Below are 13,111 nucleotides of genomic sequence, written 5' to 3' on the forward strand. Positions count from 1 at the left end.
ACGTGTTACTTATTACTTATTAACGCGGTGTGCAACTTTAAGCGCTCGCCATATGGTGAGCTAGCCAACCATATCCCCCTTTCCCCTTCCCCCTTCCCCTTTTACCCCGTGCGATCGGGTTTTGGATAATTAAGTTGCACATGGCGTTATTACTTATCACCTACCCCACATTCTCTCAACTCCGACAGCATTCCAGACGCTGGTAATTGCGCCACCAACTCCACCCGACCCTCTTGATTGACAATCCAACCCGTCGCTTCCACAAGTCGATCGCCCGACTCCAGTAATGCCGCAGCCACCGGAATTGCCACTCCCGTCTGAGAAACTTCCGAATACTCTCGCCAGTCCCGCCACAGGGTTTGGGCTGGAATCGCGATCGTGGGGTCTTGGGTCAATCCACCCCTGCCGACGAGCGTAAACTGACTGCCCGCATAAGCCGCACACCCGGCTTGCACGCGATTTGCTCGATCGATCGGATTGGTCGGTAACGGGACTAAAGCCGCACCGGGATCGACATCGGGAGTTTGCACCGTCACGACACCGCTAAATTCCGCGCCCAGTTCGGAGGTTGCCGTAATATCGCTTTCGGGAGTCCGAATGGGGCGAAATTGGATGCCGAAAATCCCGTCGGCAGAGACTTCCACTCGACCCCCGCGACCTTGTTGGGCGTTGGCAGTAATATCGCTATTGCCCAACCCCACCAGGGTTTCCGTCTCGATGGTAATATTGCCGCCATCCACATTCCCCGCATCGGTGGCAATGCGGCTGTTGCCCAGCAAACGCACATCCGATCCGCGCAGTTGGATGTTTCCGCCGCCCCCAGAAACCGTGGCTGCCGTGAGGGCGCTGCCTCCGTCAACGATAATGCGATCGGCCGCGATATCCAGGTTACCCGCTACCCCCGAACCCGTCCCGCGCACGCCAATTTCCGCGCCGTTACCCACTCTCAGGCGATCGGTCCGAATCTCCACATTCCCGGCATTCCCCGCCCCGCTGGTATTGGATTCGATCGCGCTGGGAACGATGCCATCGCCAATGATGCCGAAGGATACCGACTCCACTAAGGGATCGACACCGGTGGCAAAACCACTGACTTCCACGGATTCGGCATCAATTCGCAAACTGCCAGCCGCCCCATCACCCCCCGTCGCTACGGAAATCTGCGCCCCATCGCGAACCCTGAGACGATCGGTCGTAATGGTTAAATCCCCTGCCCCAGAAGTCCCTCGCTGTCCGGCAAGGGTAAGGAGGGAGGAAGAGGTGAAGAATCCCCCCAAAAACCGACCGTCTGCGGCAATACCACTCAGGTCTACAGATTCGGTGGCAACGATTGTGAGATTGCCCCCGCGTCCGCTTCCAGCAGCCGCTGCCGAAATTTGAGCACCGTCCGCCACGATTAATCGATCGGTCCGAACTTCCAAGTTTCCCGCATCGCCCGCCCCGAGGGTGGTGGTAAACAAACCGGCAGGAACCGGTGCGCCTGCGGGTGTTCCTCGTAATTCGATCGACTGAGCGATCGCCGTTAAATCCCCTCCACGACCGGTACTCAGAAAACTCGGGGTCGTACTCAGGGAGGTTCCGTCGACCACTTGCAGTTGAGGGGCGATCGCCGTAATCTGCCCGCTATCTCCCGATCCCGTTGTACCGGCAACGAATAGCGATCCGTTTATCAGGTTGGCAGATTCGGTCGCATTTAAGAGGATATCTCCTCCCACCCCATCAAAAATCGTCGTCGTCATCACCGTTGCCCCATCCCGTACCAAAATGCGATCGGCTTCTAGGGTAATATCCCCTGCTGCGCCACTCCCGGCACTGATACCGTACAAACCATCGCTGAGGTTGAGGGGGTCGAAGGTACCGGCGACGAGTTGGAAGGATACGCCTAGGGGGACGGTTCCCGCCAGTTCGATGCGATCGGCCCGAACCTGTAACGCCCCGGCATCCCCCGTCCCAAAGGTGGATGAGGAGACAAAAGCGCGATCGCGAAGCTGAAAATCTCCCGCTTGAATCTCGATACCCCGTCCCGCAAATTCACCGAAGGTATCGGCCCGCAAACTCGACCCTTCAGTTACCAAAACCCGATCGCCCCGCACGCGAATCGCCCCACCTCCCAAACCACTGACATCTACCGACGCTGCTGAAATTTGAATATCGCTAAAATTGGTAACGCCATCGTAGTCTAGAGTTTGCCCCCGAACAGGGGTTGCCGGGGCGATCGAGATCGAGCCAGAATCGGCAACGCTTCCCAACTCGATGGTTCCACTCACCGCCCTCAAACCGCCACCTTCAATGCTCAAATCTCCCCCCACCAATGCCAAGGTCTGACCGGGAACAACTTCTAAACCCACTCGCTCGGGATTGGGTAAGGGTAAAATGCTATCGGCACGAGAGCGATTGACGATCGCCCCTGGATTGCTACCGTATTGCAAACCGACGGGAACGCTAACGGTGAGTAGGGGCGTCGCGTTGGCTTCGGTGGCATGAAACAAACTGCCGTCCTCAAACAAAACGCCATCGGCTGTACTGGCAAAAAACGAACCCCCCAAATTCAACTGAGCGTTCGTCCCGAAAATAATGCCGTTGGGATTGACGAGAAAGAGGTTTGCCGTTCCGTTGGCTTGCAAGAATCCATCGATTTGAGACGTTTGTCCCCCCGTGACGCGAGTAATAATATTGTCGATGGTGAGGGCATTGTCGAAATAGGCGGTTTCTCCAGTGCGGACGTTAAATTCTTGGAAGCTGTGGAATAAGTTTCCTCCTGCTTCAGTGCCGCCGAGAATGCGATCGATGTCCCCATTGCGCTCGAGAGTCGAATTCTGCGGTAGGGTATCGTCGGGAATAATTTGCCCGTGACTCCCGGTGGGAAAAATCCAATCGACGAGTAGCAACAATGCCAAACAGGGTAGAATTGATCGCCGAACGCGAGTTTTCGGTTGTTGGGTAACGTCAGGAATGCCAGATCGGACAGTGTATATAGATGACTTCATCGATGAATAAATACCGGTCAGATGAATTGACTGGAGTTTAGATAAAATCTCGATCGAGAAGGCAACAACCGGCGACGCGGTAAGCGTTTGGGTTTTTCGATCGGACCTTCGAGTTGGAAACGCTAAAATCGTCTCAGGATAAGGGTTTGACTGTTCGAGACGTTAAATTGGTCTCAACTCCAAATCTAAACTCCCATTTTGAGTGATGTTGTAGAATTCCCTGACGGGGGCAGCTTGTAAAAAATTAGATTGTCAAAATTCGATTTGCGACACAGACATCCTTTCCCCAAGAGTTTGAGAGATGGGGAACGCAGATGAAGTCTTTTGCACTCGAAAATCAGTGGGTGGAGAGTTCGGAAGTCCGGGATGATGATTTGCGCTTTCCGACGGCTGCTGCTGACGAATAAATATCGTTTCGCTGCGCCACATGAAACGCGCGCGATTTCAAAAGAGGATCGAGTTGGAGTTTATTCGTGCGCTGATGACCCAACGGTCAACCGGGCCATGTATTTTGATTTTGAAGGAGCCAACATTGTTTTAATTGCGAGTTTAAAAATTGCGATGGAGATGGTTATGAGTACTCGATGTACCCTTACCATTTTTGTGTTAAATTGTCAAGTCACCATTCGAACTCGATCTTACCGATCGCACCCAATTTCTTCCGTATTGCGGAAAAACCGCACTGGGAGATCGACTCGATCGACGATCGCGAGATGATAGGGTTGAGTGAACGCCATGGTCACCACGCCGCAGGTATTGGTGGTTTCTCGGTAATGAATTGCCAGGGTTCCCTCTTCAATCGCCACGGATTCGATCTCGATGCCGTATCCACCACTGTTACGTTCTCCCAAACCTACCGCAACGATCGCCTTTTGGCTGAAGTCAATTTCTCGAACCGGTGGAATGGGGATTTGATTGCCGTATAATTCGTTCCAAAACACTTCCCAACTTTCTCCATCTTCGATCGTTCGCGCGAAGGGTTGGGAAATGCCTGCATAGTTACCGCGATCGAGGGTTTCAAAGGAAATCGGTGAGGACATGGGGGTCTGGGCGAATTTCTCGGGCATCGCGGTTTCGGTTGATGCCAAAGCGCGATCGGGCAATCGTTGCCATAGTGCGGGTTGCCACGGTGGGAGGGTGACAACGCCCAAGATGAGAACGAGAAACACCCCGTATTTGGCGATCGTTATCGGGTTTCGGGTCATATCTTCAGTCCGTTGCTATTACTGCCCGATCGCCTGTACGAATTTACGCTGTATGGCGGATGACAGATAGTTTTTCATATGATATGTCAAAATATCCGCCAAATGGCTGATGACAGTCTGGGGTCGATCGGGGTTAAATTAATCATATACACCCTGAAACCAATACCGAGTCATGCTCCCACCGCTTACCAACTGGTGGGACTTTTTATTTGTATGCTCGATCGCGATGACAGTAACCCGACGCGGCGGCGACGAAAATCCGGATCTCGACAACCCTAAATTTTCGTCAGACTTCAATCCCGCGCGTCTGGAGTCGGAGCTGTTTCCCTTTCACCAATACTGAATCTCTATTTCCAATGCTCTCCCCGCACCTCCGAGAGCTACCGATGCCCCCGATGCTCGCTTTCACCTCAGTTCTCAGTATTTAACCGAACTCGGTCTAACTGATAACGGCTATCAAATTAAGGACTCGACGTGGGAAGTGTGGAAGAACTTGGAGATGGCAATGCTGGTTCCGATTCGAGTCGATCTCGATCGAGGGTCGTTGCAACTAAGGTATAACCCAGATAGGCTGGGAGTGCGAGGGTCGCAATCGCGACAATTGCCCCGAACCAACTCAGGGGATTCCCATGAGAACCGTAGTGGGAACGATAGGGATCGATTTTGAGATACTCCGATTCGAGGATTTGCGCCATGGCGATCGGACGCTTGAATCGAATCCGGCGATCGTCTAACTTTTCCAGTAAGATCCAACCGGCTTCTGCTTCTTCATCCCGTAGTTTTTGCAAAATTGTCGCATCGCGAAACAAATCCCGACTGGCCCGGACAATTTTGTATTCCCAGCCCACCAAGCGCGGATCGACGAGACGATCGGATTGCGGGTGAGGTTGCGATCGCACATTACCATTCGATTCGGTGCCGTTCGATGCGGTGCCGTTCGATTCGGAAATGTTAGATGGGGAGATGTTGGGTTGGGGGATGTTGGACTGGGGTAAATCCTCTTGCCAGATTTCTTTTTCTGTATTGTAGTGGGTCAAAAATTCTTCCTCCTCCTCATGGGTCTGCTTTGTCGCCTTTTGCTGCCAATACAGCCACCCTCCGGCGATCGCACCCTCAATACCCAGACTACCGACAAAAAGACTCCAGACTAAAATTTCGAGCATTATTCTTTCGAGATTGGGTAGAGATTCGATAAGGCTGGGATTGTCATCTCTGCACGCGATGTTGCACCTGGAGTCCGAAGCGATCGACAACACCCTCGATCGTGCCTCGTATCTTACCATTTTGCGTGGAAAGAAAACTCGTTGGAGCCACCCTAAAGTAACCCTAGTTGTTTCAGGGCATCTTCGGCTGCTTTTTTTTCGGCTTCTTGCTTTCGGCGACCTCGACCTCGTCCGTAAACGCGATCGTTCACCCGAACTTCGGCAACAAACTCTTTCGCGTGGTCGGGACCGCTTTGTTTGACAATAACATACTCCGGTTTGGGCTTCTCGCTTTCTTTAAAGTAGGCGTGTACCCATTGCTGGAACTGGTTTTTGGTATCAATGAAACTTTGAGGCGGCAGAGGCGCTCCCTCTTGCACCCGGTTTTGGGCCAAACCGGTAAAGACTTCGCGAACGTAATCGCGTACGGCCTCAATACCCGCTTCTAAAAAATAGGCGGCAATCAGCGCTTCGAAGGTATCGCTGAGAATCGACGGACTGTCCCGTCCGCCATCGAGATCGGCCCCCCGACCCAAACGAACGATCGCCCCAATTCCCATCTCCCGACCCAGTTGACCCAGTTGGGTTTCATCCACTAGGGCCGATCGCATTCGCGTCAGTTGTGCTTCGCTCATTTGGGGGTAGCGAGTGTAGAGGAGTTCCCCCACCAAAAATCCCAACACCGCATCGCCGAGAAACTCCAGCCGTTCGTTATTGGTTTCGGTGGGATGCTCGTTAACGTACGATCGATGAGTTAGCGCTCGCTCGAGCAGTTGGCGATCTCGAATAGGCGGTAGGGAGTCAGACATCGCAACAGTACCAATTTTAGATTTTAACGTCAGTTCGGGATCGGACAGTTTCCGGTGAAGGTGGGGAATGGGGAATAGGGAATAGGGAATAGGGAATGTATGCCCTCCTCACGACCTCGGATAATTACCACCCGTGGTGTGCTCAGTTCCAATATGTTCACCGAAGATTTTAGAGTCTTTTCCGTTCCAGAGGAACGCACGCGAGACCTCGATCGATTTTAAGTTCCCAAAATGCGATCGAAAATACAATATCTTCATCGTGGGCGGTATTTTTCCTAAGCTACGTAAAATTAACTAAAGTGCAAGACTATTCTCTGTAAAAACACGTATATAATCTAAATCACTCGGATATTGGTTTCAGGGTAAATACGTAAAAAGCCCAAGCCAAAAAAGAGTGCCAGAACGCACTCAACAGGGGCGATCGTATAGGTAAGATGCGATCGCTTTTCGCTGTGGCAACACTTCTCGCTTGACGACACTAAATCTGGGGCAAGACAAATCATCAGTGATTCTAACCTTTCACCAATGTCCAAACACGAACACCACAGCAAAATCCCCAACCTCAAGGCGATGAAACCGAGATTGGGGAAGGACCGACGAGATCGATGGCAAGCGTTTAGTTACGCACTCATCGTGTTTCGACCCTTGCGAGCGATCGCACCCAATACACCAAACCCCAATAAACCCAAGAGAGTCGAAGGTTCGGGAACGCTTTCTTCCTCAATCGCAAACAGTGTCGTCGTGCCGCTCACTTCGTTGGTGGCGATAATTAACGGTGCTTGGGTCGGACTGTCCGTTGCGCCGATAAAGAGCAAGCCTTCCGGACCGAGGTCTCCTGCCGTCCCCAGTTCCGGGTCGCCGAAAAAGTTGCGATTGTTAACGTAATCGACAAAGAAAGGAGCAAAGGGGTCGGTGATATCGTAGGTCATGATGCCGCCGACGCGCTCTAACCCGATAAAGGCAAAGGTGCGATCGGCGATTTGACCGATGGTGATGGCTTCGGGTTCGGGACCTTTGGCATCGCTGCGGGTATCGAAGGTATTTTCGTCGTTATCGGAGTTGAAGAAGTCGGGAAACAAATCGGCTGTAATTTGCTCGAAATCGTCACCACTATCGAAAACGAGGTTGCCTTCGGCATCCCAAATCGAGAAAGACCGCGCGCCGAAAGCGAACAGGCTGTCGAAATCTCCATCCCCGTCGGTATCTCCTAAGGTATTGGTGACTTCCAGGCGACCTAAAACCTCCGGTTGTTGCAGTTCGTCGGCATTGGGGAACGCCGTGGGATCGAGGGTGAGGTTTTCTACCCGTTCCTCTTCAAAATCGCGCGCATCCCCTTCGTTCGCCGAAACGATAAAGGTTTCCCCGCCGAAGCTGTAGGTATCGATCGAATCCGGTTGAAACATCCCCAATACCGGCACATTGGCGATATTAATTCCCCCATCTTCGTCGCTGGCATCTAAGCCATTTCCAGGCAAGCTGTGGTCTTTGAAGCCGAGTCCGACAATATCGATGAATTCACCGGTGGTTAAATCCAGGATACCGAAGGCGTTGTTCTCTTGTAGGGTTACCCAGGCAGTGGAAGAGTCTTCGGAAACAGCGATAAACTCGGGTTCCAAATCCTGGGCAACTGTTGCCCCCGGTCCGAAGATACGGACGCTATCGTCGAGAACTGCGTTATTAAACTGAGTCAATCCGGCGGTGGTGACGGTGGGATTCGCGCCACTCGATAAATCGATAATGCTCACCGAACCTTCGGGGTCGACGCTGAAATCGTCGTTGGGTTCCCCCTCGTTGGCGACTAAAATCTTCGTGCCGTCGGGGGTGAAGGTTACCATATCCGGTATCGCTCCGACGACGACGGAGTTGAGGAAGCCACCCAAGGGGTCGAAGAAGACGACGCGACCGGGTTCTTGGGCGATCGCATTTTCTACGGCAACCGCGAGGAGACCATCCTGAAAAGCAACGCTGTTGACACCGGCCCCGAAAGGATTGAGATCGATGGAAAAATTCAGGGTGGGGTTGGTTGGATCGCTGGCGCTCAGAACATCGATCCGATTGGCGGCATTGTTGGTGACGAATATATTTTGCCCGAGCGGGTCAAAAGCGGCAATTTCTGCAGCGCTGTCATCGAAGATACCGGTTTCAAAGGTGCCGATGGGTTTGAGGCGAATGGCTGTGGCGGGGGCTGCTAGGCAAAAAAGCGGTAGTGCGGATAAGGCGATCGCGCTGAAGTGGTGGCGACGGAATGGGTTAGGGAATCCGGATGCCCGGAAGCGCTGGAGGATTTGCGATCGAGTGGAAGAAAAGAACTCTGAGATGCCAAACATATGTAAATATACTGAGCTGCTTGAAGGTTGAAAAAGTGCGTTGAACCATGAAGACCCCGAACATACCGAAAATCGCACTTAAAAATCGATAGATTGTGCGTAATAATACTGATACTTGAGGTTTGAAGTCAACGCTTACAAGCACCGTTCATGAAATCTTCACGCAATTTAATAAGTGAATTTACTTAGTTGTTGTTTGAAGGTCGATCGGCAATCTGGCATGTTTTGCGATTGTCTCCAGGGAAGGAACGTTTTAACTATGGGGAGTTTGAGGGGAAGAGCAAGTCCCCTCCGGGTGAGCCAGTTGCTCCGAGACGGAAACCGCCAAGACCGCAGGGGCTGCACCGCGCTCTACTGGGGGACGGAAGTAAGGGAGCTTCGCTCACGCCGTCGCGGAGAGTGAGCGTCGCCGATTGTGCAACAACGCCGATGAAAATTGAGAGGTTTCTCCTGCCCAGACGCTACGCGAACGATGCCTCGAAAATTTTCAACCAACACGTTTTTTTGTTTCCAGAATGTCCAGACTTTGTGCCGTAGAATATTAATGGTTGGAGCTATTTGCTCGACCCACCCGAATGACTAAGAGGCAACCGTAGCGGTATAAATGTACTCGGCAGAGATCGGGGAATAGGCAGAGTCGCGCTTAGTCAAAGCCATACTTAGCCTCACGTAAAATCGTAAAAACCCACACACATACAAATACACACATACAAATAATTTTCTGCCTTGGGAACCAGGGCGGCTGCCGGGTTAGAGCCTCGCGCTCTATAGCTGTAAGTGTCAGGAAACTGAGCAAAACCAGTGGACGCTGTATAAGACCTAATCATCTTTAGGTGAAAAGGCGACGGCGGATGAAACCGGAAGCGAGCGTTCTATCGTCGGGAGTAGCGTAGCCGCGACCTTTGACGATGAACGTCTGGTAGTTCACGCTGAAGTGGGTAATCTAGAATAAAAAATTCTGATGTCTGGTGGTTCGAACTCTGGTAATTCAAACAAAAAAGTGGCTTTGGTAACAGGGGCTTCATCTGGGATTGGGAAGTCGATTGTCTACCAACTCCTCAAAGATGACTGGATCGTTTACGGTGGGGCGCGGCGCGTGGAGAAAATGGAGGATATCGCCGCTACTGGGGCGAAAGTTCTGTCTCTCGATGTCACCGAAGAAACCAGTATGACAGCGGCGATCGAAACCCTACTGGCTGCGGAAGGACGGATTGATGCTCTGGTGAATAATGCCGGCTACGGATCTTACGGAGCCCTCGAAGATGTCCCCATTTCCGAGGCAAAGCGGCAGTTTGAGGTGAACGTATTTGGATTGATGCGGTTAACGCAACTGGTTCTACCGACCATGCGCAGTGCAAAATCCGGCACGATCGTCAATATCAGCTCCATGGGGGGGCGAATTTGGTCTCCCATTGGGGGTTGGTATCACGCCACAAAACACGCCGTGGAAGTCCTCTCCGATGCACTGCGGCTGGAAACCGAACCCTTTGGCATTCGCGTGGTTGTCGTTCAACCGGGTTTAATTGAGAGTGAATGGTCTGGTGTTGCCGCTCGGAGGTTACGGGAAACCTCTCAAGGCTCGGCATACAGCTCACTGGTTGAATCGATGGCAAAATTCCTCGATCTTTACCCAAATGCTGCGAGTCCCGATGTGGTTGCAAAGACGGTTTCGGAAGCCCTCAATAGCCCCAATCCCGAACGGCGATACGCCACGCCTCTGGATGCCCAAACGTCGATCTTTCTGCGTTGGTTGCTGCCGGATTGGGCTTGGGACGGTTTGATTGGGGCGATGTTTCGATCGGGTTGAGAACTTGACGATGAGCGTCTGGTCGTTCACTCTCGCCAATATTCGGGTTTATTTAACGCATCCGCACACATGACCTTTCCCGAAACCGAACCCAAAATATCCGGACGCAGCGCCCGAACCATCCAGGCATCGGGGTATTCTTCCGGCATAGGATAAGTGGGTTCCAATCCGAGAGGACTCGCGGGTTGGAAGCCGTGACGGGTGTAATATGACGGATACCCTGCGAGGAAGACTAAATCAACTCCGGATTGCGATAAAAGCTGCATCCCGCGTTCGATAAGTTTGCCCCCAATGCCTTGTTTTTGAGCCTCGGGAATCACGGCGAGGGGGGCTAAAATGGCGATCGAAACCGTTGGGTTGTTGCTTAAATGTGCCTTGCTAAAGAGAATATGTCCGACTGGGCGATCGCCTTGAAAAGCGACTAGGGAAAGTAGGGGTTTAGCGCTGGCATCGTTCAAAAGGTTCTGTACTAATTCGGCTTCATCTTCTTCACCAAATGCCGCGCGTTCGATGGATAAGACATCGTTTAAATCGGAATCTAATGCTTCTCGAATCTGCATGTTTTCTCTGTTTTTCTGTATATTGCAAATGATGATAGTTATGGATTTATAGCAGTCGCTATTCGAGTTATATCAAGTCGGGTTAAACACCCACAATTAAGCGGCTATGGCAGAGACTTATATCATTGACATGCACTGACACGCACTTTTCTATATTGTGGGTATTCATTCCGACTTGATATTAAGACAACACCAGTAAATTGTCTGGAGTTTAGACAAACTTCGGAGTTAGGCACTGCGAATCTAGCTCAATCCTTTGGGTAGGGTTGAGCATAGACATTTGGTGGGAAGATTTGGAATTAACCGCTCACTCGTGTCTTAGACCGGGGTCGCGAGTAGCTCTTTTTCACCGTGGGAAATCGGGGACGAGGAGTTCGGACTCGACCGGTGGGCCACCCCGTAGATTTTCCTCGGAGTTTGGGCAACATGGCTGGTGTGCCAATGTTGACTAAAATCGATGCGAAAGCGTTAGCCACCCGTCCGGGGGTTTGATGAGTCAATGGTTTTTGCCACGGAAGGGGATTGTCTCGGACGTGGTGACTCCCCAACCACAGTTGCCAGGTCATCAAGGGCATTAAGTGACTCCACACAGCGGTTTGTTCGGCGGTGCCCAGATGGGGTAAGCACCAATGAAGTCGCTGTTTGATGAATCGATACCAATGGTCTACACAAAACCGTCTGAGGTAAAGGGACCAGAGGGTGTCGAGGGCTGGCATTTTCTGTCCAGTCCAAATGAGCCATAGAGGACGATGGGTACGCTGACCCATCTGGTCAAGTCGTTCCACGAGTATCAGTTCCATAGGATGGTCTGCACTCTTGTAGAAGTGTAACTCTCCCCAGCGTCGGATTCTCAGATGTCCGAGTTTTTCATCAACCACATCCGTTTTCTCGTGCGGAAGCCACCAGGTGCTCTCATCGTGCGCTTAACTAGCTCGCCATGCTTGCGGGGGCGACCGCGACCGCAGTAATTTGGGGGTGGACCGTAGAGTACCCGATTCGAGCGTAGGCGCATGAGCTTGTCACAAGGGATGTCTGCGGTCATTTGAATAAAGGGAGCACAACCGTATTCTGAGTCCCACAACGATATCGGTCGCTCCGATAGGACTTCACACACTTGTTTGAGCTGCGATGCGGCTTTTTCGAGGGGGGTTTCAAAGCTGGTGATGCGCTCGTGGAGTAATGGTAGCGCCCATGTTCCCTGGGCTTCGGGTATACACACCACACTACTGTAGCCTTGACCGACTGTCACCGGTTTGGCTCCCGGATGCTTCTGGGGTTGATGTTCGTAGGTTCGTTCCTTGAGGGTTGGCGACCACAGCCTCGACCATGCTGTATGATCTCGAGCTAACACGATTTGAGTCTTGTGAGGGGGTTGGGGTAGGTGCTGTGCATACAATTTCATCAATGCTTCAGCCGGTAGCTGACTTCGCCCGAGTACTTTGTAGAGACTCGACCATTGACGACGAAATACTCGAGAGAGTGACAGTTCGGCAAAGCTCGGTACGCTTCGAGTGGTCAGGGTCGCATCCATTAAGTCAAATAAGCCGTCTCTGCCGTTACCCAGTAGGCTATAGGCTCGGTTGCGAAAAACATCCGACCCGTCAAACTTTTCATGGGTTGACTGAGATTAGTGAGTAATCTGAGCTTCCCCCATCGAGTGCTCGACCTTCAAGTCGAGTACTCGCCCGATCGCACTTTTGTCTAAACTCCAGTAAATTGTGTAATCTGCCGGAAGTCTTCCCCCCAACGGTCGGCGTTCCCTTGCGTCTGTCGCCGACGCGGGGTCCGACCGCTGCCCCCGATGCTTCCGAAGCCCCCGAAGCCCACCTTCACGAGTGTCCTAATTGCAAGGCGCGACTGCTATATATCTGACCAAACAGCGTATTCGTTCCCGTTGGGGTCGCTAAAGTGGAAACGACGACCTCCTGGAAAGGGGAATATCGGTTTGATTATCGAACCACCCGCATGTTCGATCTTCGCTCGGGTTTGCTCTAATGCTTTACTATAAAAAACGATAAGAGCACTACCATTTTGGGTAGAAGCTATTAGATCGGACTTAAAAAAGCCACCATCGATACCTTCATCGGAAAAAGCAGTGTAGTCCGAACCAAAATCGACAAAAGACCAACCAAAGACTTCAGTAAAGAATATTTTAGTCGCTTTGATATCCCGTGCGGGAAACTCAACGTATATATTTTCATGCTCGTTCATAAT

10 protein-coding genes are annotated in these 13,111 nt (G+C 51.9%); 1 reads left to right on the plus strand and 9 read right to left on the minus strand.

Going from position 1 to position 13,111, the window contains the following annotated elements; translation table 11 throughout:
- Window positions 1-149: 149 nt before the first annotated feature.
- The 5 genes from AC2215_RS12675 to AC2215_RS12695 form a co-directional block, all read right to left on the minus strand.
- Entirely contained in the window at window positions 150-2,987 is a 2,838-nt protein-coding gene (locus tag AC2215_RS12675) for a two-partner secretion domain-containing protein (protein WP_486810370.1), read from the minus strand.
- A 638-nt stretch (window positions 2,988-3,625) separates the two neighbouring features.
- Window positions 3,626-4,192 (minus strand): protease complex subunit PrcB family protein, encoded by a 567-nt coding sequence (locus AC2215_RS12680; RefSeq protein ID WP_486810371.1) that lies wholly within the window; start codon window positions 4,190-4,192, stop codon window positions 3,626-3,628.
- 461 nt (window positions 4,193-4,653) lie between these two features.
- On the minus strand, window positions 4,654-5,355 hold the full coding sequence (locus AC2215_RS12685) for a hypothetical protein (RefSeq protein ID WP_486810372.1): 702 nt from the start codon (window positions 5,353-5,355) through the stop codon (window positions 4,654-4,656).
- A gap of 152 nt (window positions 5,356-5,507) precedes the next feature.
- Entirely contained in the window at window positions 5,508-6,203 is a 696-nt protein-coding gene (rnc, locus tag AC2215_RS12690; protein WP_486810373.1) for a ribonuclease III, read from the minus strand.
- 620 nt (window positions 6,204-6,823) lie between these two features.
- Window positions 6,824-8,530: a choice-of-anchor I family protein gene (locus AC2215_RS12695; protein ID WP_486810374.1), complete on the minus strand. Its 1,707-nt coding sequence runs from the start codon at window positions 8,528-8,530 to the stop codon at window positions 6,824-6,826.
- 1,000 nt (window positions 8,531-9,530) lie between these two features.
- Between AC2215_RS12695 and AC2215_RS12700 the strand changes: the two genes are divergently transcribed.
- Window positions 9,531-10,337, plus strand: coding sequence for an oxidoreductase (locus tag AC2215_RS12700; protein WP_486810375.1), 807 nt, complete (start codon window positions 9,531-9,533; stop codon window positions 10,335-10,337).
- Window positions 10,338-10,363: 26 nt separating this feature from the next.
- On the opposite strand, the gene AC2215_RS12705 is transcribed toward AC2215_RS12700, so the two are convergent.
- The 4 genes from AC2215_RS12705 to AC2215_RS12720 all read right to left on the minus strand — a co-directional run bounded on the left by AC2215_RS12705 (window position 10,364) and on the right by AC2215_RS12720 (window position 13,108).
- A complete protein-coding gene (locus AC2215_RS12705) occupies window positions 10,364-10,897 on the minus strand; it encodes a GNAT family N-acetyltransferase (protein ID WP_486810376.1) in 534 nt (177 codons plus the stop codon).
- Window positions 10,898-11,196: 299 nt separating this feature from the next.
- A complete protein-coding gene (locus tag AC2215_RS12710) occupies window positions 11,197-11,775 on the minus strand; it encodes a hypothetical protein (RefSeq protein ID WP_486810377.1) in 579 nt (192 codons plus the stop codon).
- Complete coding sequence (locus tag AC2215_RS12715) at window positions 11,748-12,461, minus strand: transposase (RefSeq protein WP_486810422.1); 714 nt, start codon at window positions 12,459-12,461, stop codon at window positions 11,748-11,750. The genes AC2215_RS12710 and AC2215_RS12715 overlap by 28 nt, the downstream gene beginning before the upstream one ends.
- A 296-nt stretch (window positions 12,462-12,757) precedes the next feature.
- Entirely contained in the window at window positions 12,758-13,108 is a 351-nt protein-coding gene (locus tag AC2215_RS12720; protein WP_486810378.1) for a VOC family protein, read from the minus strand.
- Between the last annotated feature and the right edge of the window lie 3 nt (window positions 13,109-13,111).

This window comes from Zarconia sp., assembly GCF_057467645.1.

What these genes read in the sequence shown, in the direction of transcription:
- AC2215_RS12675 (WP_486810370.1), bottom strand. Translation starts at nt 2,987, where the DNA reads ATGAAGTCATCTATATACACTGTCCGATCTGGCATTCCTGACGTTACC.
- AC2215_RS12680 (WP_486810371.1), bottom strand. Translation starts at nt 4,192, where the DNA reads ATGACCCGAAACCCGATAACGATCGCCAAATACGGGGTGTTTCTCGTT.
- AC2215_RS12685 (WP_486810372.1), bottom strand. Translation starts at nt 5,355, where the DNA reads ATGCTCGAAATTTTAGTCTGGAGTCTTTTTGTCGGTAGTCTGGGTATT.
- rnc (WP_486810373.1), bottom strand. Translation starts at nt 6,203, where the DNA reads ATGTCTGACTCCCTACCGCCTATTCGAGATCGCCAACTGCTCGAGCGA.
- AC2215_RS12695 (WP_486810374.1), bottom strand. Translation starts at nt 8,530, where the DNA reads ATGTTTGGCATCTCAGAGTTCTTTTCTTCCACTCGATCGCAAATCCTC.
- AC2215_RS12705 (WP_486810376.1), bottom strand. Translation starts at nt 10,897, where the DNA reads ATGCAGATTCGAGAAGCATTAGATTCCGATTTAAACGATGTCTTATCC.
- AC2215_RS12720 (WP_486810378.1), bottom strand. Translation starts at nt 13,108, where the DNA reads ATGAACGAGCATGAAAATATATACGTTGAGTTTCCCGCACGGGATATC.